This is a genomic window from Serratia quinivorans, assembly GCF_946227985.1.
Taxonomy (GTDB): Bacteria; Pseudomonadota; Gammaproteobacteria; order Enterobacterales; family Enterobacteriaceae; genus Serratia; species Serratia quinivorans_A.
Genome location: NZ_CAMKGL010000002.1, coordinates 144,472 through 167,577, shown reverse-complemented (window position 1 = coordinate 167,577; position 23,106 = coordinate 144,472). Strand labels below are relative to the sequence as shown.

General features: G+C 57.2%; 20 protein-coding genes. 4 read left to right on the top strand and 16 right to left on the bottom strand.

Features of this window, described 5'->3' with window-relative positions; translation table 11 throughout:
• Nucleotides 1-6: 6 nt before the first annotated feature.
• On the bottom strand, nucleotides 7-645 hold the full coding sequence (locus OCH02_RS09390; protein WP_261430976.1) for an RES family NAD+ phosphorylase: 639 nt from the start codon (nucleotides 643-645) through the stop codon (nucleotides 7-9).
• Complete coding sequence (locus OCH02_RS09385) at nucleotides 638-1,414, bottom strand: MbcA/ParS/Xre antitoxin family protein (protein WP_261430975.1); 777 nt, start codon at nucleotides 1,412-1,414, stop codon at nucleotides 638-640. The genes OCH02_RS09390 and OCH02_RS09385 overlap by 8 nt, the downstream gene beginning before the upstream one ends.
• 132 nt (nucleotides 1,415-1,546) lie before the next feature.
• Between OCH02_RS09385 and OCH02_RS09380 the strand changes: the two genes are divergently transcribed.
• Entirely contained in the window at nucleotides 1,547-2,059 is a 513-nt protein-coding gene (locus tag OCH02_RS09380) for a GNAT family N-acetyltransferase (protein WP_261430974.1), read from the top strand.
• Between the two features lie 3 nt (nucleotides 2,060-2,062).
• On the opposite strand, the gene acpA is transcribed toward OCH02_RS09380, so the two are convergent.
• Nucleotides 2,063-3,769, bottom strand: coding sequence for an acid phosphatase (acpA, locus tag OCH02_RS09375; RefSeq protein WP_261430973.1), 1,707 nt, complete (start codon nucleotides 3,767-3,769; stop codon nucleotides 2,063-2,065).
• Between the two features lie 172 nt (nucleotides 3,770-3,941).
• A complete protein-coding gene (locus OCH02_RS09370) occupies nucleotides 3,942-4,454 on the bottom strand; it encodes a DUF2165 domain-containing protein (RefSeq protein ID WP_261430972.1) in 513 nt (170 codons plus the stop codon).
• A gap of 132 nt (nucleotides 4,455-4,586) precedes the next feature.
• On the opposite strand from OCH02_RS09370, the gene OCH02_RS09365 reads away from it, so the two are divergent.
• The gene (locus OCH02_RS09365; protein ID WP_261430971.1) at nucleotides 4,587-4,838 is read left to right on the top strand and encodes a type II toxin-antitoxin system ParD family antitoxin; all 252 of its coding nucleotides are present in this window, start codon (nucleotides 4,587-4,589) and stop codon (nucleotides 4,836-4,838) included.
• A 28-nt stretch (nucleotides 4,839-4,866) separates the two neighbouring features.
• On the opposite strand, the gene urtE is transcribed toward OCH02_RS09365, so the two are convergent.
• The 8 genes from urtE to atzF form a co-directional block, all read right to left on the bottom strand.
• Nucleotides 4,867-5,565 carry an urea ABC transporter ATP-binding subunit UrtE gene (gene urtE / locus OCH02_RS09360; RefSeq protein ID WP_261430970.1) on the bottom strand — a complete coding sequence of 233 codons (699 nt, stop codon included), beginning with the start codon at nucleotides 5,563-5,565 and terminating at the stop codon, nucleotides 4,867-4,869.
• An 8-nt stretch (nucleotides 5,566-5,573) separates the two neighbouring features.
• A complete protein-coding gene (gene urtD / locus OCH02_RS09355; protein ID WP_261430969.1) occupies nucleotides 5,574-6,380 on the bottom strand; it encodes an urea ABC transporter ATP-binding protein UrtD in 807 nt (268 codons plus the stop codon).
• On the bottom strand, nucleotides 6,377-7,453 hold the full coding sequence (urtC, locus tag OCH02_RS09350) for an urea ABC transporter permease subunit UrtC (RefSeq protein ID WP_261430966.1): 1,077 nt from the start codon (nucleotides 7,451-7,453) through the stop codon (nucleotides 6,377-6,379). The genes urtD and urtC overlap by 4 nt, the downstream gene beginning before the upstream one ends.
• On the bottom strand, nucleotides 7,453-9,033 hold the full coding sequence (gene urtB / locus OCH02_RS09345; RefSeq protein ID WP_261430964.1) for an urea ABC transporter permease subunit UrtB: 1,581 nt from the start codon (nucleotides 9,031-9,033) through the stop codon (nucleotides 7,453-7,455). Before urtB ends, urtC begins: the two co-directional genes overlap by 1 nt.
• A gap of 51 nt (nucleotides 9,034-9,084) precedes the next feature.
• Nucleotides 9,085-10,353: an urea ABC transporter substrate-binding protein gene (gene urtA / locus OCH02_RS09340; protein WP_261430963.1), complete on the bottom strand. Its 1,269-nt coding sequence runs from the start codon at nucleotides 10,351-10,353 to the stop codon at nucleotides 9,085-9,087.
• A 108-nt stretch (nucleotides 10,354-10,461) separates the two neighbouring features.
• Nucleotides 10,462-11,157: a GntR family transcriptional regulator gene (locus tag OCH02_RS09335; protein ID WP_261430962.1), complete on the bottom strand. Its 696-nt coding sequence runs from the start codon at nucleotides 11,155-11,157 to the stop codon at nucleotides 10,462-10,464.
• 51 nt (nucleotides 11,158-11,208) lie between these two features.
• Nucleotides 11,209-14,832: an urea carboxylase gene (gene uca / locus OCH02_RS09330; protein WP_261430961.1), complete on the bottom strand. Its 3,624-nt coding sequence runs from the start codon at nucleotides 14,830-14,832 to the stop codon at nucleotides 11,209-11,211.
• A 2-nt stretch (nucleotides 14,833-14,834) separates the two neighbouring features.
• The gene (gene atzF / locus OCH02_RS09325) at nucleotides 14,835-16,664 is read right to left on the bottom strand and encodes an allophanate hydrolase (RefSeq protein ID WP_261430960.1); all 1,830 of its coding nucleotides are present in this window, start codon (nucleotides 16,662-16,664) and stop codon (nucleotides 14,835-14,837) included.
• Nucleotides 16,665-17,280: 616 nt separating this feature from the next.
• On the opposite strand from atzF, the gene OCH02_RS09320 reads away from it, so the two are divergent.
• Both OCH02_RS09320 and OCH02_RS09315 read left to right on the top strand, forming a co-directional pair.
• Nucleotides 17,281-17,892, top strand: coding sequence for a carbonic anhydrase (locus tag OCH02_RS09320; RefSeq protein ID WP_261430959.1), 612 nt, complete (start codon nucleotides 17,281-17,283; stop codon nucleotides 17,890-17,892).
• Nucleotides 17,889-19,388, top strand: coding sequence for a SulP family inorganic anion transporter (locus tag OCH02_RS09315; protein ID WP_261430958.1), 1,500 nt, complete (start codon nucleotides 17,889-17,891; stop codon nucleotides 19,386-19,388). Before OCH02_RS09320 ends, OCH02_RS09315 begins: the two co-directional genes overlap by 4 nt.
• Nucleotides 19,389-19,469: 81 nt before the next feature.
• Here the strand turns inward: OCH02_RS09315 and OCH02_RS09310 are convergent, their stop codons facing one another.
• The 4 genes from OCH02_RS09310 to phnD all read right to left on the bottom strand — a co-directional run bounded on the left by OCH02_RS09310 (nucleotide 19,470) and on the right by phnD (nucleotide 23,100).
• Complete coding sequence (locus OCH02_RS09310) at nucleotides 19,470-19,937, bottom strand: DUF1456 family protein (RefSeq protein ID WP_174353070.1); 468 nt, start codon at nucleotides 19,935-19,937, stop codon at nucleotides 19,470-19,472.
• A gap of 210 nt (nucleotides 19,938-20,147) precedes the next feature.
• Entirely contained in the window at nucleotides 20,148-21,047 is a 900-nt protein-coding gene (gene phnE / locus OCH02_RS09305) for a phosphonate ABC transporter, permease protein PhnE (protein ID WP_012005846.1), read from the bottom strand.
• Complete coding sequence (gene phnE, locus OCH02_RS09300) at nucleotides 21,044-21,907, bottom strand: phosphonate ABC transporter, permease protein PhnE (protein ID WP_261430957.1); 864 nt, start codon at nucleotides 21,905-21,907, stop codon at nucleotides 21,044-21,046. Before phnE (OCH02_RS09300) ends, phnE (OCH02_RS09305) begins: the two co-directional genes overlap by 4 nt.
• Before the next feature lie 260 nt (nucleotides 21,908-22,167).
• On the bottom strand, nucleotides 22,168-23,100 hold the full coding sequence (gene phnD / locus OCH02_RS09295; protein ID WP_174353073.1) for a phosphonate ABC transporter substrate-binding protein: 933 nt from the start codon (nucleotides 23,098-23,100) through the stop codon (nucleotides 22,168-22,170).
• Between the last annotated feature and the right edge of the window lie 6 nt (nucleotides 23,101-23,106).

The window sequence follows — 23,106 nt, the reverse complement described above, 5'->3', positions numbered from 1 at the left end:
GATACATTAATCATCTTCCAGCAGGGTAATGCCCATTTTATCCGCCAGTTCAAACAAATGTATTAAAACGCTTTTATCTGTTACTGATACCGTTTTAGCAGTAATAGATAACTCGTTTCCATTCAAACGGTCGCCAAACAAAACATAGGCATTACCGGGATGTTGTTTTGACGGCCAAATCAGCCCCTGAATATCTGGATGTTGCGCATAAACAGCTTCAGCCCACTTGCGCGTTACCTGATAGTGGGCAGCATCGCAATGCGCCACCTTTTTAGACGCTCTCATCTTGGCCAGGCCAGGTTGATCTAATGCAGCAAGCTGCAATTCGGTATTCACCACCAGTTCGGTATGAACCAAACCCGAAAGTCGTCTGACGTTGAATCCAACATATTGTTTTGTGAAATCGACATCGTGCAAAGGGACTTCACACAACGCCACCTTGGTATTATCACCGGCATAAATAGTGGCGATCACGTTATTGTATTGGTCGATAATCGGGCTAAATCGTGCGTCGCCACCAGGGCTATTATTAAAAGCATCGCCAGCGTACTTTTCTCGATGAATTCGATAAAGCGGCGTCCCTGCCTTAACAAGGTACTTGTTAATATTGACCTTTCCTACCGGGGGCAGTAAGCCATCATCCATGCTGCGCTCCCGCCTTTTGTATAAGAGCTGCATGTAACACCGCAGCAGGATCTTGTTTCATCAGATCTTTGGGTTTTTTACCCTCCAGCCAGCTATTGGCCGTGCCCATCCAGCTCGCTATCGACCAGGCGCTGGTGCTGTCACCAAAAACGGTCAATATGTCTTTGAGGATTTTTAGCGGCTGGTAAGCCTCATCCAGTGCGTAAGCCGGATAGCGGTCGTGGCCCTCAACGTTAATCGCAAAAATCTTTCCGCGTTGCTTCCAACCGTTTGGGCCTGCGCTACGGTTACGATTTTTAAAACCTGCCCGGTCAGAGAGTTCTGCAGATGTCAGCCAGTTGGCATCTGCCAGAAGGTACTGGCGAAGGTCCTGCTTCCTTTCTTCATTGCGGGCCTGAAACTCGGGAAAACCGGCAAAGATACTGGCGGCAGGCATAGCGTTATCGCTATCGACATCCACTCGGGCCGCCGGTATCTTCCCTGCTGCAGACTTGGTGACCCTATCCCAGGCAATCTCCAGCATTTGCATCGCCGCTTTGGGATCTACTGCAGGATCATTGATCATATCGGTAAGCTTTTTTCTCAGGGCGCTATTGCCAGCGTCATTGTTACGATCCGAATCGGTGGTATGAGAATCGGGATCAATTTCAATCACCAAAAATCGCGCCGAAGGCTTACTTGGCTTAAGATGCTGTAGCTGATCGGCAGTAAGCATTTGCATAACGCTACGATGTCCCTGACGACGATGGGTTTGCTGTTTGAGTGTCATACTTCCTCCGGCATTCAGATATTGCGTATATTGAGTATATCTCGTATGCATTGGGTTGTCTAAATCTTCACCAGTTGCGGCGTTTTCCTTTCAGCTTGGCCGCCGTTTCTCATTTCTTACCAAGAGGTCCCTATGTTCAGTATCCGCCAGGCTTTGAGCGGTGATTTAGCGCAGGTTCGTGATGTGGGCATTCGCACCTATCAGGCCCATTTTGGCGAACTTTGGCACCATAAAGAGGAGTTGGACGCTTTTTTGGCGCAAGACTTTGCTGTTGAAGCACTACAGAAGACGCTGCAGGACGCGGATATTTGCTGGTTGTTGGGGTATGAAGACGACAACCTGGTGGGCTACGCACGACTGAATTTCAACAGCCTGCTGACACCGACCCAAACAACCGGTGCTGAGCTGCAAAAAATCTATTTCCTGCCGGAATATGCCGGCCGGGGTTACGGCCAGCACTTTTTTGACCAGGTGCAGCTTCGGGCGCTCGAACGTAAGCAAAAAACGCTGTGGCTGGAAGTGTTACAGCGCAATACCAGCGCCCAGCGTTTTTACCAACGCCAGGGGCTGAGTATTTGCGGTGAAACCTGCTACACCAGTGCCCAGGGCTCCATCGGCATCTGGTATATGTCGAAGGCGCTGTAACCCTTAGCCCGGAAACTCCAGCGCGCCGGTCAGATCCCCTAGCGGTTTTTGACTGCGCGCCGCCATCGCTTTATCGCGCTCCGTCAGCCCGTCCAGCGGTGGCAGATCAAACACCCGGCTGATTAATCGCAGGATCGACCCGGTATCATAAACCTCATGATCGACATAGCCTTTGCGGGCAAAGGGTGAAACCACCAATGCCGGGATACGCGAACCTGGGCCCCAACGATCGCCCTGCGGCGGAGCCACATGATCCCACCAGCCGCCGTTCTCATCAAAGGTAATCACCACCACACTATTTTCCCACTGTGGGCCATTGCGCAGACTATTGATGATATGGGCAATATGACGATCGCCGGCCTCCACATCGGAATAACCGGCGTGCATATTGAGGTTGCCCTGCGGCTTGTAGAATGCCACCGGCGGTAATGTTCCCGCTTCTACCGCGGCCAGAAATTTATTGCTGCCGGTTGAATCGCCAATACCGCCGTCACGCAAATGCGCCTCACGCGCCTGCGGGTTACCCGGCCCCAGATTTTCGAAATAGTTGAACGGTTGATGGTGATACTGAAAATCCGGCGCACCGGGGAAATCCCCCTGATCCTTGCGGTTGTCCAGCGCGTACTGCCACCCCCCGGCATACCACGCCCAATCGATCCCTTTCTGGCTCAGTAAGTCGCCGATGTGCTGATGCTTCTGTGGTGGCATAACGTTGGGCATTCTGGCGTCCGCCAGCGTCGGGTCTTTCTCATCCTGAGTCCACGACGGCCAGTACGGCGGTGCCATGGTGTTTACCGCATAGCCATCCGGCGTCAGCAGGCTCTTGCCAAACAGCGGGATGCCAAACGAGGCGCTGACCGGCGAGTCGCCCAACGGTTTCAGGCGCGAGTCCGTCACGTCATCGCTTTCAAGCTGGGCAATACCGTCTTTGGCGACGGAGTTTTGAACCTCAGGGTAAAACGGCGGGCGGGCGCAGATCAGATACTGGTGATTCAGGAAGGAACCGCCAAACGCCCCCTGGAAGAAGTTATCGCAGAGCGTAAATTCCTGTGCCAACGTCCACAGCCGCAGGTTGTAGGCACCGTCACCGTAATAACCCATTGTCAAAGCGCCTGAGTCGGCCCAGGCGACAAACTTGTCGTTTTTGCCACCGTTGATCTGCATTTGGTTTTGATAAAACACATGCCATAGGTCGCGGGTGACCACGCCGTGCGGCAAGTTCTCCCCCTGTGGCCCGGTCAACACAAATGGCTGATTGGGCAATTGATTGGTGAACACCGCGTCTTCACCAATTTGATAGTTAACGTGCCCAACCTCCTGTGCCTTTGGTACCAGGCCTTTCCAGATTGGCGGCAGCGAATCCAGCAGACTGCCATCGCGATCGCGCTGCTGGTATTCCTCGGGTTTGAGCGACGACAGCGGTTTTTCTACCCCAGGGAAATTGGCGAACAGGTTATTGAAGCTGCGGTTTTCGGCGTAGATCACTACCACATTTTTCACATGACGCCGCAACAGCGGGTTTTGTGCACTGGCCGGCACAGCGCTCAGCAAGACTTTCTTGTTACCCTCAGCCGCGGCCCTGGCCAACGGCGCAATGGAGGCACCGACCCCTAACGCCGTCGCGCCAGCCAGAAAACGCCGACGTGCCGGGTTGCTCGGCTGCTGCTCCTCTGCCGGTAACGGCAGATCCTTATTCGGTTTATCGCTCATAGGCATTCCCTCGAAAATTATTAACCTGTTGATTTATTATTAATTTATTTAAGAGTCATTATGCTATGGCACAATTATGAACGAAATGTGACACCCGGCGGCAGGTTAGCATTTGGCAACACTTTCGCGAATTTCGCCGCAGTTTTATTAAAAAACCCTGCGGCTTTATCGGTTAGCGAACGTCGCGTTGCAGCATCAAAAATATCAGCGCCAGCGTATTGGGCACCATATACAGCATCGCGCCCAGTTGCACCGCCAGCGGGTTGTCCTTTGCCTGCCAGGCCATAAACCAGTCGCCTGCAACCACCATAAAGCCGAGGCCCCATACCGCGATTGCACAGAGCGCGCCCAGCATGGCCCAGGCTTTTCCCCTGGCAAAAGCCGCGTAAGAATGGCCCAGATGTTTCAGCATCAGCACCACGCCAAAGGCCGCGGTGATACCGGCCACAGACTCCAGCAAAGTGATTATCGCCAGCCCGACCTGCCCGGCCCATTCAACGCTGATAGCACGCCACATTAATCCAGGAACCTGATAGGTATCCTGCATGGCCAGCAGCGGGGCCACGGCATGTTGGGCAGTCCCGGAAAAATCGGCGGTATTGTTCAGCAAACTGAAGATCCCCCAAAGAGCCGGAAACAGTGACAGGACGATGCAACCCAGTCGTGACATAGTGATTTCGTTCATAATTATCCCTAATTTATGGTGATGTAAAACCCGGAGTTCCTTGTATTGCTGCAGTTCCGGGCTCCCCAGTTTTAACGTGCACAATGTAAGAACTAATCTTACAATGATTAAGAGAATAGCGGAGGAGGAAATATGGGCAGAACATTAACGGTGGATCTGGGTGAAGAACTGCGTAACTTTGTTGAAGGTCTGGTAGCCAGCGGCGACTATCGAACCCCCAGCGAAGTGATTCGTGAATCGGTGCGTACCCTGCGTGAGCGCACCGCCGCCTCAAAGCTGGAAGAACTACGCCGTTTGATCGCCGAGGGTGAGAACAGCGGGGACGCTGTGGAGTGGGATCGTGATGTGTTTATGGCAGCAGTGAAAGGCTACATAAAAAAATAATCCCCCTTTCACTGCCCAACCTTAGGCCTTATATCGCCACCAGCCCACGCACGCCGTCTTGCTCCATCGCGCTGCCCGCACCGCGCTGGACAATGCTGCCGCGCGACATCACCAGATAGCGGTCCGCCAGCTCGGCGGCAAAATCATAAAACTGTTCCACCAGCAGGATCGCCATATCCCCCTGGGCCGCCAACTGTTTGATCACCGCGCCGATCTCTTTGATCACCGAAGGCTGGATCCCCTCCGTCGGCTCATCCAGGATCAATAACTGCGGTCGGCAGGCCAGCGCACGCCCAATCGCCAACTGTTGCTGTTGGCCACCGGAGAGATCGCCGCCGCGCCGATCTTTCATCTGCAACAGCACCGGGAACAGTTCATAGATCTGATCCGGTACCTTGCGCGCCTGACTACCGGAAAACCGTGCCAGGCCCATCAGCAGATTTTCTTCCACCGTCAGACGGCCAAAGATCTCGCGCCCCTGCGGTACATAGGCCACCCCGGCCTGCACCCGCTGGTGTGGTTTTCTGCCGTTAAGGCTTTCACCCTGCCAATTGATGCTGCCGCTCTTGGCCGGGATCAGCCCCATCAGGCATTTCAACAACGTGGTTTTCCCCACGCCGTTACGCCCCAACAGGCAGGTCACTTCGCCGATATGAGCTTCAAACGACAGGCCGCGCAAAATATGGCTGCCGCCGTAATATTGATTCAGTTCATTCACTTGCAACATAGCTACTCCTAACGCCCCAAATACACGTCGATCACCTGCTCGTTGGCCTGTACCTGCGCCAATGAGCCTTCCGCCAGCACCTGGCCCTGATGCAGTACCGTGACGTGGTCGGCAATGGTTTCGACAAACCCCATGTCGTGCTCCACCACCATCAGCGAATGCTTGCCCGCCAGCGAGCGGAACAGTTCGGCGGTGTACTCGGTTTCCGCATCGGTCATACCGGCCGCCGGTTCATCAAGCAGCAGCAGATGCGGTTCCTGCACCAATAACATACCGATCTCGAGAAACTGTTTTTGCCCGTGGGAAAGTAACCCGGCGGGACGATGCCGTTCATGACCCAGCCGCAGGGTTTTCAGCATTTCATCGATACGGTCGCGCTGTTCGCTGCTCAGTTTGGCGCGCAGGCAGGCCCATACCGACTTCTGGTTTTTTTGGGCGATCTCCAGATTCTCGAATACCGTCAGTTCCTCAAACACCGTGGGCTTTTGGAACTTGCGACCGATGCCGGCCTGGGCTATCTGCATCGGATCCAGCGCGGTCAGATCGACGGTTTGATCGTAAAACACCCTGCCGCTGTCCGGCCGGGTCTTACCGGTGATCACATCCATCAGCGTGGTTTTCCCCGCGCCGTTGGGGCCGATCACGCAGCGCAATTCACCCACTCCGATCTGCAGCGACAGATCGCTCAGTGCCCGAAAACCGTCAAAGCTGACGTTGATCTTGTCGAGCAGCAGTACCGGATCGGTTTGCTGGCGGTATTTATCGGCCGGCAGCGGCTGGGTGAACAGATCTTCGGTCATTTGCAGCGAATTCATTGTGATTTCCCTCTGCGCAGCAGGCCGATAACCCCTTTAGGCAGGAACAGCGTAACGATGATAAACATCAGGCCAAGAAAGAACTGCCAGTATTCCGGAATGGCCATGGTGAACCAACTTTTGGCCCCGTTGACGATACCTGCCCCCAGCAGCGGCCCCACCAGCGTGCCGCGTCCGCCGAGCGCCACCCAGATGGCGGCTTCGATCGAGTTGGTCGGCGACATTTCGCCGGGGTTGATAATGCCCACCTGCGGCACATACAGCGCCCCGGCCAGCCCGCACAGCACCGCCGACAGCGTCCAGACAAACAGTTTGAAGCCTTTCGGATCGTAGCCGCAGAACGTCAGGCGGTTTTCCGCATCGCGCACCGCCGTCAGTACCCGTCCGAATTTGCTTCGTGCCAGCGCAAAGCCGATTGCCAGACTGGCGGCCAGCAGCAGCACCGTGGTCAGAAACAGCGCCACCCGCGTGCCGGTGGCGGTGATCGGGAAGCCCAGCAGGGTGGTGAAACCGGTAAAGCCATTGTTGCCCCCAAAGCCGGTTTCGTTACGAAAGAACAGCAGCATACCGGCGTAGGTCAACGCCTGAGTCATGATGGAGAAATACACCCCTTTGATTTTCGAGCGGAAGGCGAAGTAACCGAAGATAAAGGCCAGCACGCCGGGCACCAATACGATCAGGCACAGTGCCCAGGCGAAGTACTGAGTGCCGCTCCAGAACCACGGCAATTCATTCCACGAAAGAAACGACATAAATGCCGGCAGGCCCTCGCCCGCCGCCTGGCGCATCAGGTACATGCCCATGGCATAGCCGCCGAGGGCGAAAAACAGCCCATGCCCCAACGACAGCAGCCCGGCGTACCCCCACACCAGATCAAGCGCCACCGCCACTACGGCATAACACAAAATTTTACCCACCAGCGTCAGAGTGTAAGTGGAGATCGCCAGCGGATGGTCTGCCGGCAGCAGGGCCAGAAACGGCATGATCGCCAGTGCCAGCAACACCAGTCCGCCAATGCCCAGCGCCAGTCGGGGTGCCTTCTGCAGGCCGGTTACAGTCAATGGTTGGCTCATCAGTCAGTCACCCTGCCCTTGAAGGCGAACAGTCCCTGAGGACGTTTTTGAATAAACAGCACGATCAGCGCCAGGATCAGGATTTTACCCAGCACTGCGCCAATCTGCGGCTCAAGGATTTTGTTAAGAATACCCAGGCCAAAGGCCGCCACCACGGTCCCGGCCAGTTGGCCGACGCCTCCAAGCACCACCACCAGGAACGAGTCGATGATATAACCCTGACCCAGCTCCGGTCCGACGTTGCCCAGCTGCGACAACGCCACCCCGCCCAGCCCGGCAATGCCGGAACCCAGACCGAACGCCAGCATATCGACGCGGCCAGTGGGCACGCCGCAGCAGGCGGCCATCGCACGGTTTTGCGTCACGGCACGCACGTTCATGCCCAGGCGGGTTTTATTCAGCAGCAACCAGGTGAGTACCAACACCAGCACCACAAACAGGATCACCGCGATACGGTTCCACGGCAGCACCAGGTTGGGCAGTAACTGAATGCCGCCCGACAGCCAGGTCGGGTTGGCGACCTCTACGTTTTGCGCGCCAAATAACACCCGAACCCATTGGATCAACATCAGGCTGATGCCCCAGGTCGCCAACAGGGTTTCCAGCGGCCGCCCATACAGATGGCGGATCACCGTCCGCTCCAGCGCCATACCTATACAGGCGGTGATAGTGAATGCCACCGGCAACGCCACCAGCGGATACAGCGCCAGCCACTGCGGCGCAAACTGCTGAAACAATCCCTGCACCAGATAGGCCGAGTAGGCACCGAGCATCAGCATTTCGCCGTGGGCCATGTTGATCACCCCCAGCAGGCCGTAAGTGATCGCCAGCCCAAGCGCCGCCAGCAGCAGGATCGAACCGAGCGACAGGCCGGTAAACGCCTGGCCAATCAGGTCACCGATCATCAGCCGGTGTTTCACGCTGGCCAAGCTTTTCAGCGCTTCGGCGCGTACTGCGGCATCCGGTTCACGGGCGGCATCGGTCAATGCCTGTAGCCGGGTCTGGGTTTCCGCTGCTCCCGAACTGCCGAGCAGCCGCACCGCATTGAGGCGCACTTTGGCATCGGCATCGCTCAGTTGCAGATTGGCCAGCGCGATACTCAGCGCCTCATGCACCCGGCTGTCTTTCTCCTGCGCCAGGCGCTGGGTCAGCAGTGCCAACTGGCTGCTTTGCGCTTCCAGCTGCAGAGCCTTTGCCGCCTGTAAACGCAGGGCCGGATCTTCACTGATCAGCTGCTGTGCCGACAACGCGTTGGCGATCAGGATCCGCAGCCGGTTATTCAGCCACAGCTTTTTCGGCGTACCGACCGGGGCAGCGCTACCCTCCAGTGGCTGATAGCGATCGCCCTGCGGGATAAATGCATGTTTGGCCTCGTCGATCACCAGGTTTTCCTGCTTTAACGCCTGCAGTAACGGCAAACGCGCAGCGTCCGGCGCGGTCGCCCACGCCTGCAATAATTTGGCCTGCTGCGTACGGTTGGCCGCAGCAAAATCATCGGCCGGCCCCGCCTGCGCGAACATCGGCAGGCAGCACAGCAGCCAAAGCCAGCGTCGGAAATGAAAGAAAAATGGGAGTTGCATCGGCAGCCTCTTCTGTAGGGGCCGGACATGCCCGGCCCATGGGTTGCGGTGTTACTTGCTGCCTTTTACCGGGCTTTCCGACTTTTTGTCGTTGCCGGCAATGTATGGGCTCCACGGCTGGGCGCGTACCGGCGCATCGGTTTGCCACACCACGTTGAACTGGCCGTTGCCTTCAATTTCGCCAATCATCACCGGTTTGTGCAGATGGTGGTTGGTAGCATCCATGGTCAGGGTAAAGCCCGACGGCGCGGCAAAGGTCTGCCCGGCCATCGCCGCGCGTACCTTGTCAACGTCCGTGGTACCGGCCTTCTCGACCGCCTGCGCCCACATGTGGATGCCAACATAGGTGGCTTCCATCGGGTCATTGGTCACTGCGGTGGCGTAGTTCGGCAGGTTGTGCGCCTTGGCATAGGCCCGCCATTCGCTGACAAACTGCTTGTTGGTCGGGTTATCCACCGATTCGAAGTAGTTCCAGGCCGCCAGGTTGCCCACCAGCGGTTTGGTGTCGATACCGCGCAGCTCTTCTTCCCCCACCGAGAAGGCGATCACCGGTACATCGGTGGCTTTGATGCCCTGATTGGCCAGCTCTTTGTAGAACGGCACGTTGGAGTCACCGTTGATGGTGGAGATCACCGCCGTTTTGCCACCGGCGGAGAATTTCTTGATGTTGGCGACGATGGTCTGGTAGTCGCTGTAGCCAAACGGCGTATAGACCTCTTCGATATCTTTATCCTGAATACCTTTCGAATGCAGGAAGGCGCGCAGGATCTTGTTGGTGGTGCGCGGGTAAACGTAGTCGGTGCCCAGCAGGAAGAAGCGTTTCGCCGATCCGCCGTCTTCGCTCAGCAGGTATTCCACCGCCGGGATCGCCTGCTGATTAGGGGCCGCACCGGTATAGAACACATTGGGCGACATCTCTTCCCCTTCGTACTGCACCGGATAGAACAGCAGGCCGTTCAGTTCTTCAAACACCGGCAACACGGATTTACGCGATACCGAAGTCCAGCAGCCAAACACTGCCGCCACCTTGTCCTGGCTCAACAACTGACGCGCCTTTTCGGCGAACAGCGGCCAGTTGGAGGCCGGATCCACCACCACCGGCTCGAGTTTTTTACCCAATACGCCGCCCTTGGCGTTGATGTCATCAATAGTCATCAGCGCCACGTCTTTCAGCGGCGTTTCAGAAATGGCCATGGTGCCGGACAGTGAACTCAGGATGCCGACCTTGATGGTATCGGCAGCCTGCACGCCCCAGGCCATCCCCATGCCGATCATGGTGGCGGACAACGCAAAAGCTTTTATAAAGTGACGACGTTGCATAATTCAAACTCCTGATGTGTGTTAGAAAACCAACCTTCTTTTTAAAAAAACCTAACCCTATGGATTTCGAGTTGCAGCTAACAACGCTGCAGCTCGAAAGGCGACGGGTTAGGGCTGAAGCCGTGCTTGATGCAACATATGCAGGGTTATTTTTCTGACCTCAGCCTTACTGACGGCAATATGGTTGCTGAGCAGCGTTTGCGCCTCCCCGGTTTGCTGTTGCAAGATTGCCCGCAATATGGCGGCGTGTTCGTTGTAGGTCGCCGCCACCCGGCTGCCCTGGGTGAAGTCCAGCCGACGAATGATGCGAATTTTCTCGGTCAGATCGCGATGAATGCGTGCCATTTCGCCGTTGCCCGCCGCAGCCACCAGCGCCATATGAAACTGTTCGTCGTGCAACGAGACGGTTTTGCCATCCTCCAACCGTGGCTCGTCGATCCAAAAACTGCCGAGCGCCTCCAGTTGCAACGGCACCTCATCCATTGGCCGTGCGCACAGCCGTTTTACCGCCTCACACTCCAGCACGATGCGCAGGTCATACAGCTCCTCGAAGTAGGCAAAATCGAAGGGGCGCACCTGCCAACCGCTGCGGAAATGCACTTCGACATACCCCTCGCGCTCCAGCCAAAACAGGGCCTGACGCACCGGCGTACGGCTGACCTCCATGCGCAGCGCCACTTCGTTTTCGCTAAAGCGATCGCCCGGCAGCAGCTGAAAATCAAAAATATCGTCCTTGAGTTGCAGGTAGATACGCTCCGCCAGCCCCTCCGGCCGCGCCTTGCTGCGGTTATTGGTGATTTGCATCGCATTCCTCTCTGCGGGCGCAGCCTGCCGCGCCCCGACAAGTAAACAGGGTTAACTGGCGTGCTCCAGCCACAATAAGGCATCACCCGGCCCGACAGGCCGCCCTTGCTGACAACTGATGCGTTTGATGATCCCGGCGCGCGGCGCGGTGACCGCCAGCTCCATTTTCATTGCCTCAACCACGATCAACGGCTGGCCGGCTTCGACCTGCTGCCCCGGCTCCACCAGAATTTTCCACACGCTGCCGTTCAGGTCGGCGCTGACCAGATAGCCATCCACCTCTTCTTCATCATCCTGTGGCGGCAGCAACTGGGCCTCGGCTTCGCCCTCTTCTTCCTGCCAGCGCGTCACTTCATGGCTGAACGCCTGCTGCTGACGCTGCTGGAAGGCGCTGATGTCTTCGGCGTTGTCCGCCAGGAAACGGCTGTATTCGGCAAAATCAAACTCGCTGTTCTCAATACGGACCTGCGCGCGCCCTTCGCGGAACGCTTCGCGCTGCTCATCCAACTCCTGCTCGCTGACCGGGTAGAAACGCACCTGATCAAAGAAGTGCAACAGCCAGGGCTCACCCGCGCTGAACTGTGGGTTCTTGAGGAATTTGTTCCAGATAGGTAATGTGCGCCCGACCAACTGGTAGCCCCCCGGCGAGTCCATGCCATAGATGCACATGTACATGCCGCCGATGCCGACCGTGCCTTCGGCGGTATGGGTGCGGGCCGGGTTATATTTGGAACTGAGCAACCGGTGACGCGGGTCAATCGGTACCGCGCAGGGTGCGCCGAGGTAAACATCGCCCAGTCCGAGGATCAGGTAACTGGCATTAAAGATGATGTCGCGCACCTGCTCACGCATGCTGAGCCCGTTGATACGCTGGATAAAATCGACGTTGTTCGGCAGCCAGGGCGCAGACGAACGCACCGTCTGTTGATAGCGCTCCACCGCCCCCAAGGTGGCAGAGTCTTCAAACGCCATCGGCAGGTACACCGTGCGCGTCGGCACCTTCAGTTGGCTGACATCGCCCAGCGCCTGTTCACGCGCCAGCAAGCGTGCCAATAAATCGGCCTGGCCCAGAACGCGGCTGTTATAGCGGATCTGCAGCGATCGCACGCCGGGTGCCAGCTCCTCGACGCCGGGGATCGCCTCCTGCTTGAGCGACTGCATCAGCAGATGAATGCGTAGCCGCAGCGCCAGACTGAGCACGTTGTCGCCATATTCCAGCAAAATGTAGCCGTCACCGGCCTGGCGATAGACCACCGCCGGGTGGTTGTCTGTCGCCGGCAGTGCCGCCAGGATAGCGGCAGACACCGTGGTACCCGGCGTCAAATCCGGTGCCGGCAGGGTGATGGCCTTCACCGCCGCCAGCGCTTCGATACTGCCAAGCTGCGCCTGTTCCAGCGATTGCGCCTGTTTGAAACCGATCGGATGGAAGCGAATGCGATCGCCCGGTTTCACCTGGCCGACCTTCCACAGCTCGGCCCTGGCGATGGTCACCGGGCAGACAAAGCCACCGAGGCTCGGTCCGTCGCGGGTGAGGATCACCGGGAAATCACCGGTGAAGTTAATCGCACCTATGGCATATTCGCAGTCATGCACGTTGGACGGATGCAGCCCTGCCTCACCGCCGTCCTGCCTTGCCCACTCGGGTTTTGGCCCGGACAGGCGCACACCCAACCGGTTGGAGTTGTAATGCACCTGCCATTCGGCGGCAAAGAAACTGTCGATAGACGCCGGGGTAAAGAAGTCCGGTGCGCCGTGCGGCCCATACAACACGCCGATGTTCCACAGGTTGCCATACTCTGGGATCAGGCTTTCATCCATCGCCTGCGGCGCGGCAACCGGTGCCGGCGTGGTGGTCGCGGCCAACGCCGGTTGGGACACCGCCAGCATATCCGCCACCCGCAGAGTGCGCCCGGCATGGCCACCAAACTGCCCCAGGGCAAAGGTCGAACGGCTACCCAGATACACCGGCACGTCAAAACCGTTTCGCACCGCCAGATAGGTACGGCACCCGTGCCGCGCACGGCCCATCGTCAGTACCTGCCCAGCCCGAACCGTTATCGGCTGCCAGTAATCCAGCGTTTCGCCATCCAAATCCGCCGGGCAGTCCGCACCGGTCAGCGCAATAGTGGCGTCGCAATGAAAACGCAGGGTCGGCCCCTGCAGGGTAAACTCCAGCCCGGCGGCGCTGGGGTGGTTACCAACAATGCGGTTGGCCAGCCGGAAAGCGAAGTCGTCCATCGGCCCGGACGGTGGCACGCCGATATCCCAATAGCCGACACGGCCCGGGTAATCCTGCACGCTGCTGTAAGTGCCCGGTTGCAGCACTTCGATACTGCTGGGTTGGAAGCGGAAACTGTCCAGCATGCGGGTCCACACGCTGCCGGTCTGGAACGCCGTGGTGGCAATCACCTGCCGCAGGTAATCGAGATTCGTCGCGATGCCGTGCAGCCGGGTAGCACCCAGCGCCAGGCGCATTTTCTCCAGCGCCTGCCGGCGATCCTCGCCGTGAACAATCAGCTTGGCGATCATCGGATCGTAAAATGCCGATACTTCACTGCCGGTGGCGACCCAACCGTCCACCCGCACCCCATCCGGGAAATGCACCTCGGTCAATACGCCCGGACTGGGCTGGAAGTTTTTCAGCGGATCTTCGGCATAGATACGCACCTCAATCGATGCCCCCTGCGGTGGGCGTTGCAGCGCCGCCCAATCCAGAGCATCCCCCGCCGCCACCTGCAACATGCATTCGATCAAGTCCAGCCCGGTGACCATCTCGGTCACCGGATGCTCCACCTGCAAGCGAGTATTGACCTCAAGGAAATAAAATTCGTCGCGCGCGCCGTCGTAGATAAACTCCACGGTGCCGGCGCTGCGATAATTAACCGACGCCCCCAGTGCCACCGCCGCCTGATGCAGCGCCTGACGGGTAGCCGTCGGCAGGTTCGGTGCCGGGGTTTCTTCCACCACTTTCTGGTTGCGGCGCTGCAATGAACAATCGCGTTCGCCAAGGGCCACCACCCAGCCCTGACCATCACCGAAAATCTGGACTTCGACATGACGGGCCTGATCGACAAAACGCTCGATAAAAGCCCCAGAGTCGCGGAAGAACTGCTCCCCCAGCCGTTTCACGCTGTCGTAGGCATCGCGCAGTGCGGCTTCGTCATCGCAGCGCGTCAGGCCAATGCCGCCACCGCCGGCGGTGCTTTTCAGCATCACCGGGTAGCCAATCTGGCCGGCGGCGTTGACCGCCTCCTCAACGCTGTCCAGCAGGCCGGTGCCCGGCGTCATCGGCACCTGCGCCAGCGCCGCCAGCTCACGCGCCCGGTGTTTCAGGCCGAACTCGCGAATTTGCGCCGCCGTCGGGCCGATAAAAGCGATGCCCGCCGCCTCACAGGCGTCGGCAAACTCAGCGCTCTCGGAAAGGAAGCCATAACCGGGATAGATCGCCTGCGCACCGGTTTCTGCTGCCGCCGCCAGGATCTTGTCGATACACAGGTAACTGTCGCCGGCCTTTTCACCGCCCAGCGCCACCGCCAAATCGGCTTCGGTAACGTGCGGTGCATTGCGGTCGGCGTCGGAATAAACCGCTACGCTGGTCACTCCCAGGCGCTTCAGGGTGCGGATGGCGCGGCAGGCAATTTCGCCACGGTTGGCGATTAATACGGTAGTAAACATGATCAGGCCTCCTTCTGGCTGGCGATGTAGTTGCGCCAGCCGCCAAATTCAGTGATATCCGTGGCACCCTGCAGCGCCCAGGGTTCGCAGATAAAGCCTTTCACCCGGCGACCATCCGCCAGCAACAGCGTGCCGATACCCAGCGGCGCCGGGATTTCCGCCACCAATTCGCCAAAACGCGCCAGCGGGATCTCCCACAGTTCCACGCGGATTGCGGCCCCCTGCTCGGTTTTGACCAGCCCCGGCTTTGGCGGCTGAGTATTGGCCAGCGCGTACAGCCGGTAACACGGCGCGGTGGTGGTTTGCTCCAGCAACATCGCGGCACGCTGCGTGAGTTGGAAATTCAGCGGCATCCCGCTGAGGTGTGCGCCAACCACCGCTACCTGCACGTGCTGAGCCGACGGCGTCAAAGAATTCAGCGGCGGCAGCGCGCGGCCGGTCGCACCCAACGGCAGATCCTGAGTCTGTTGCCAGCGCAAACCGAACGACGCCAGCGCCCGATCGTGCCAGGCCGGAGCAACCAGTGTGATACCGGCAGGCAGGCCGTCGTCACGTATCGGCGCAGGCAGTGCCAGCGCGCTCAGATCGGCCAGGTTGGTGAAATTGGTGTAGGTACCAAACTGCGAGTTGAACAACACCGGCTCCTGCTCCATTTCCGCCAGTGTGCGAATGGTCGGCGAGGTCGGCACCACCAGTGCGTCGAAGGGAGCCAGCCGTTGTTCAATCTGCCGCGCCAGCTCGGCACGCAGATATTCCGCCTTGTAGGCGTCACAGGCGCTGTACTTCAGGCCGTTATTGACGATGCCGCGCACCACCGGATTAATCGCCTGCGGATTGGCGCTCAATATTGTCTCGACCGCCACGGTGCGTTCCGCCACCCAGGGGCCGTAATAGAGCTGATCCGCCAGAACGCGGAACGGGGTAAAATCGAGGGTTTCCAGCGTTACGCCGCAGCCTTGCAGCTGCTCCAGTGCCCGTTGAAATGCCTGCTCGGCCTGGGTATCGCCGAAAAACTCGAGCTGCGCCGGTACCGCAAAGCGGGGAGCCGCCGGGAGACTCGCCGGGGCGGTATGGGGATTGATACGGGAATAGGCATCGGCCGGGTCATAGCCACCGGCCAGCTCGGCCACCAGCGCGGCATCGGCCACCGTCAGTGCGAATACCGACACCGTATCATTCAGCCGACAGGCGGGTACCACGCCACGGTTCGACAAACAGCCCTTGGTCGGTTTCAGGCCGACAATATTGTTGAATCCGGCCGGGACGCGCCCTGAACCGGCGGTATCGGTACCCAATGAGAACGGCATCAGGCCGCGCGCCACCACAGAGGCCGAGCCGGAACTGGAGCCGCCGCTGACGTAACGACTGTCGAAACTGTTCACCACTGCGCCGTGCGGCGAGCGGGTGCCGACCAGGCCGGTAGCGAACTGATCGAGATTGGTTTTACCGATCACCAGCGCACCGGCGGCGCGCAGATTGGCAACGACGGTTGCGTCCGCCGCCGCCTGATAGGCAAACTCCGGGCAGGCGGCAGTGGTTGGCCAGCCGCCAACGTCGATATTGTCTTTGACCGCAAAGGGCACACCAAACAGCGGCAGACGGCTGATATCCCCGGCGACGGCTTCAAGCCGTTGGGCCAGTTGTTGGTACTGCGCCTCCAGTTGTGCCGCGCTGGCAAGATACAGCCAGGCATTGTCATCCGCTGGCAAATTGGCCAGCAAGGCAACCAGCGTGGTGCGCACGCAGGCCATGCGCTCGCCGGCGGGGCGGGTATGATAATGGTGCTGCCATTCGCTGAGGGTGAAACCGCGTAGGCTAACGGACTGAGTCATCGGCAAAATTCCATCTGGTACACAAGATGGGATTCATACAGCAACCGGCGTGCCAATTTTTAATCGGCTGATTTCAATAAAATATAAGAAAAACTTATAGTAAAACGGCAAAAATCTGCACCAGCCGTGGGCAACTGGCGAACAAAAAAGGTGCAATAAATTGCATTATGGCGATATGCCAAAATGGTTTTCATTAATTAACCCTAGATTAAATGCGTGCAATGGAATACCCATTTACGATTAATCAGAAATCATTAGCCTGTGGATATAATAAATTATTTAGTTACATAACAATGCGATCAACCAACTTTCAAGCCAAAACACAAAAAGCATAATGAATTACAGTAACCAATTAAAGCATTACATATATTTTGGCATGCATTAAAAACTCAGAATTAAAAACCAATAAATAACCGACATATATTTATAACCTAATAGCATTAAAAGGCTGATAACCAACCAGAGCCGCCTCAATATAGAAAACTTTACACAAACCCTGCTTATCATTGGTGAGGTGATTGAACTAACCTTGGACAGACGTTTTTGCTAGTGGCGACGGCCTGCACGTCAGTGCCGAATTTTCTCGCTGCCAAATCCCCTGACCCAAGGAGCTTTCATGACATCCATTAATCATCTGCTGGTCAAAAACCGCAGTTGGGCAACTCAGCAACAATCGCGCGATCCCAATTTCTTCCCACAGTTGGCACAGGCGCAGAAACCGCACATTCTGTGGATTGGCTGCTCCGACAGCCGGGTTCCCGCCGAAACTATTGTTCGTGCACAACCCGGTGAGCTGTTTGTACACCGCAATATCGCCAACGTGGTCGAAGAACAGGATGATAATTTGATGAGCGTGGTGCAATACGCGGTCGAGCATCTGGAGGTGGGAGCCATCGTGATTTGCGGGCATTACGGTTGCGGTGGGATCAAAGCTGCCCTGAGCAGCCGTCACACCCCCAGTAAGGACTCACTCACACGCCGTCTCAATGCGCTACGAGCCACACTGGAGCCGCATTTGCCGGCTGAGACCGATACCCATGACGACGACCTGAATAAAGCAGCCCACGCCAACGTACAGCTCCAGCTCAATACCCTTAGCAAAACCCAGTTAATACAACGCGCCTGGCGACACAATGCCGGGTTGACGCTGGTCGGCTGCATTTACGATATGCATAACGGATTTTTGAATGTGCTGGAACAACGCAACGCTGCCGGGAGGGTGACATGAATCGTGCCGATCTGCGTTTTGACCTGCCCGCCGGGCTGGTGGTCTTTCTGGTCGCCCTGCCGCTCAGTCTGGGCATTGCACAAGCCAGCGGTGTCCCGCCGTTCGTTGGCCTGCTCACCGGCGTGATTGGCGGCATCGTCGTTACCCTGCTCAGCCCTTCGCCGTTTTCGGTCAGCGGCCCGGCCGCCGGACTGGTGACCATTGTCACCGGTGCCATGTTGACGCTGGGCGACTTTTCCACCTTCTTATTCGCCCTGCTATTGGCCGGCATACTGCAACTGGCCTTCGGCCTGCTGCGCGGCGGCAAACTGGCAGCACTGATCCCCGGAGCCGTGATCCACGGCATGTTGGCCGCCATCGGCATTTTACTGATCCTGCAACAGTTGCCGCTGGCAATGGGTTACCCGTCTGGGCAGGGTCTGAGTGAAAAACCGTCCACCGAGCAACTCCGTGGGGATATTGCCCCGGCGGCGGTCATGCTGACGCTGGGGGCACTGCTACTGATTGTTTTTTGGGGGAAGTCATCGCTCAAACAACGCCTGCGGCTGACGGCATTGCCTGGCCCGCTGGTCGCCGTGTTGTGGGGCTGTCTGTTTGTCTGGCTGGGCGAGAGGATTTGGCCCGCCATCGGCACGCTGCCACGAATTGAATTGCCGGCGGTCGATAGCGTTGAAGCGCTGCAAGGGCAATTTTCGTTGCCCAACTGGCAGGCATGGCGTAACCCGTCGGTCTATCTGGTCGCCATTACTCTGGCGATAGTTGCCAGTCTGGAAACCCTGCTGAGTCAGGAAGCGTTGAAAAAGATGGCGCCGATGATGCCGGAACCGTCACCCGATAAAGAACTGCGCGCGCAAGGGGTGGGCAACTGCATCAGTGGGCTGCTGGGCGGTTTGCCGATTACCGCCGTCATTGTACGTAGCTCTGCCAACGTGCAGGCCGGTGCACGCAGCCGGGTATCTATTTTACTGCATGGCGTGCTGTTGTTGCTCAGCGCCTTGCTGTTTGCCGAACTGCTCAACAACATTCCATTGGCCAGCCTGGCTGCAATCCTGATCTACACCGGTTTTAAGCTGGCGCACCCACGTATTTTTATCACTCTGTGGCGTCAGGGCCTGCAACAGTTCGTCCCCTTTGCCGCCACCCTGGGCGGTATTCTGGCGTTTGGCATGCTGGCGGGTATTGCCATCGGCCTGGTAGCGCAACTGCTGTGGAGCCTGTATCAAAGCAACCGTCACGCCCTGCGGCTGACCCGCTACGACGACCATTATCTGCTGCAGTGTCAGCAAAACCTGACCTTCCTCAATAAGATGCGGTTGAAGCATTTGCTGGGGCAGATTGAACACAACAGCACGGTGATTATTGATTGCGAAGGGATTAATTATCTGGACGACGATATCCGTGCAATGCTCAATGAATACCGCCAAACGGCGGCGGAAAAACAGATCAATATCAGTCTGCATCCGCCCACCAATATTCTGGTACGCGATATCTCCTAAGCTAAAACGGCGCCGGGGATAAACCCGGCGCCGTCATGACTAACGCCGTCTTGCGACAGCGCTTGAAGCTTTCCAAACGTGTTATTTTACGCCGCGAATGCGCTGCGCCAAACCTTTAAGGAAATAACGCAGCATCTGATCGCCACAAGGACGGAAGTTTTTGGTGCCTTCTTTGCGGAACAGCGCGCTCAATTCCGGCTTGGAAATACGGAAATCAACCGCGGTGAAGATCTCGTGCATATCGGTATCTTTCAACTCGAAGGCTACGCGCAGCTTTTTCAACACCAGATTGTTGGTGATTGGCAGTTCCACTTCCGGTGCCGGGAACTTGTCATCCTTGCCGCGTTTGAAGAACACCAGACCGTTCAGGAAGTGCGCCATCACTTCGTCCGGGCAGTTTTCGAACCCCGGCTCACCTTCCTTGATGACGTAAGTGCTCATTGCCGAGACCGCAACGTCGAAATTATCCAGCTTGATAATCTCAACCATTTTCGCGTCGTTGATACCCAGCATGTAGCGCACGCTGCGCAGTACGTCATTGTTAATCATGTAATTGCCTTTACCCTTTGTACTTGAAACTGCGGCGGTGTTGGCTGCCTTCACTCACCCAAATCGCTGAATTTAGTCAGCTCATTGGCATTCGTTCAGTTGCCGCCTTGCCGCAATTCCAATTACTTTGGGTAATTAACGCGAGGGGCTGACAAAAAACGGCCGCACAGTTGAATATGTGCGGCAGTATAGGGATCAGAGCGGGGTTTCTCAATCGATTTGGCTTTTTTGCTGATACAGCGGGATGTCTTCGCCAATGATGTATTTATTGCGCAGGATGGATGACACTTTATCCATTATCATCACCACCACCACCAGGATCAGGGTGATAAACATCACCACGTCCCAGTTCCACAGCCGCATGTTCTCCGCATACACCAGGCCGATACCGCCGGCACCGACAAACCCCAGCACCGCTGCAGATCGGGTGTTGGATTCAATCTGGTACAGACTGAGCGCCAGAAAGGTGGGGAACGACTGGGTAAAGATACCGTAACGGTGCTTTTGCAGGCCGTTGGCACCGACCGCCGTCAGACCGCGGCTGGGGGATTTATCGACCGCTTCGTGCCCTTCGGCATAGAGTTTGCCGAGCAGCCCGACGTCCTGCATTACAATAGCCAATACCCCGGCCAGCGGCCCCATGCCAACGGCACGAACGAAAATCAGCCCCCAAATGGCCATGTCGATGCCGCGCAGGATATCCAGCAGGCGGCGGACCAGTACCGAAATCGGCCGCAGTAACGGCGTCGACATCACGTTGCGTGCGGCAAAGAACGACAGCGGCAAGGCAATCAACGAGGCAGTAATAGTGCCGGCAAACACTATGCCGATGGTGATAAATATCTGCTGGAAGTAGTACATAAACGGCCAGTTGACGAAATCATGCCAGACAAACATACGCATGAAATAACGACCAAGCTGATGACAGCCGTTAATAAACTGCGGCCAGGCTATGCCAAAGAACTGGAAGAAGAACAGGTAATACAGTGCGATAGCCGCCGCCACAATACCGATGGTGCGCAGGTAGCGGCGTTGCTGTGAGAAGATCTCCGGGTGCTGCTGTTTGAGCGTTTGCAGCTTTTCCGTCGAAATAGTGGGTGCCGTTATCATTTTTTCCCCTCCACGACGCGTTTGCGCAATTCACCTGAGGTGTAATCGAGCATCGAAACCACCAGGATAATCAGCAACAGCGTCATGCTGACCTGATCGTAGCGATCGAGCTTGATATTGGTCATCAGCTCCTGGCCAATGCCGCCCGCCCCCACCAACCCCAGAATGGTCGACTGACGGAAGTTGATTTCCAGCCGCATAAAACTGTACGAAAGAAACACCGGCTTCACCTGTGGCCACATGCCAAAACGCATGCGCTGTAACGGTGTCGCGCCGCAGGCCGTCAGCCCGCGTACCGGCTTGTTGGAGGCGGTTTCAATCGACTCATAAAACAGCTTGGTCAGGCTGCCTATGGTGTGCAGCGCCAATGCCAGAAAGCCCGGAATGGCCCCGATACCGAACGCCATCACAAACATCACCGCCCACGCCAGCTCCGGCATGGTGCGTAAAAAGGCCACCAGCGTGCGGATCGCCATACGCAGCGTTGCCGGGCTGTGGGTGTTGTTGGCCGCCAGAAACGCCAAAACGCCCGCCACCAGCACCGAAAGAACGGTCGCCGCCAGCGCCAGTTGCAGCGTTTCCCAGATCAGCGGCAGTTGAATGTTCAGCCGGTAACCCCAGTAGGCCAATGACCCCTCGGTGTGCCCGTCAGCGAACAGCAACTTCCAGTGCAGGGTCGGGATGGTTTCTGCCAGATAATCAAAGAAATGAGGGATGGACACCCATACGGTGTGCAAGTTGAACTCGGCGATATTGCCGGCGCCCAGATAGAGCACCACCAGGCCGAGCGACCAGATCAACGTCTCGCGTTTTTGCTTGCTGCGGATTTGCTGGTAATAGTGCGTAAAATCTTTATTCAAAATATACCCTTCATCTTTCAAATCGCAGGGGTGTTGACTGCGTTATTCGGCCCATCCCCTGGGCCTCACCCCTGACGGGGCCGCTGCAAGCAGCGTTCAAATCTGCTCCCGGCAGATTTGTCACTCCCCCAGTCACTTGGTAATGCCAAGCTCCTGAGGCCTCACTCAGTTGCCGCCTACCTGCGATGTGAAATCTATTGGGTATAGGCTTCCGACGTGAGTCATTCAACGGGGTTCAGACAGGCTGAACCCCGGCAGTATTAACGGTCGCCTTTGGTCAGCTCACGCTTCATATCGATGATGTTCTGGTATTCCGCCAGGGTGGTCTCGCCGATGTGCTGTTTGCCGCCCATAGCTTTGATAAAGCACTGGTGATCGTCCTTATCCAGCTTCTTGATCGCGGTGACGACTTTGGCCTTAAACTCTGCCGGCAGCGCGTTGCTCACCAGGATTGGGCCGTTCGGGATCAGCGGAGACTGCCAGATAATGCGGATCTGTTTCATCAGGTCCGGGTGATCCATACGGATCATGCGGGTGAACGCGCCGCTGGTGTAGCCGGTGTTGTAGTCGCCGATCATCGACGCCCAGGTCACTGCGCCTTCGAACTGACCGTTCAGCACGCCGAGGACGTCCTGCTCATGGCCACCGGAGAAGGTCACGCTGGAGAAAGTATTGTTGTATTTGTTGTCTACCGTGCCGCCAAACAGTTTCTTGAATTCCTGGTTCGGGATCAGGAAGCCGGAAGTAGAATCCGGATCGGCGAAGCCCACGGCCTTGCCTTTCAGGTCTTCCAGCTTTTTATATGGGCTACCGGCTTTAACGATCACCACCGAGTGGTAACCACGGGATTGGTCGACGTCATCAACCGCGATGCCGACGATATCCACCGCTTTCGGATCCTTGATGTACACCGAGGCAAACGACGACGGCGACATGCTTAACACCAGGTCAATCTTGCCGCCCAACAGACCCTGAATGACGCCGGAATAGTCGGAAGAGTTGCGCAGCTTGGTGTCAACGCTCAGCTCCTTGTCCAGGAACTGTTTAACGCACTGGTTATCACCAATTTGCTGGGTGGCGTTTTGTCCGCCGAGAATGCCCAGATTCAGTACTTTGGGTGCGTCCGCTGCAGTAGCGTTAAATACCATCATCGCGCCGGCCATCAGGGTGGTCAGACTCAATACTTTTTTCATTACGCT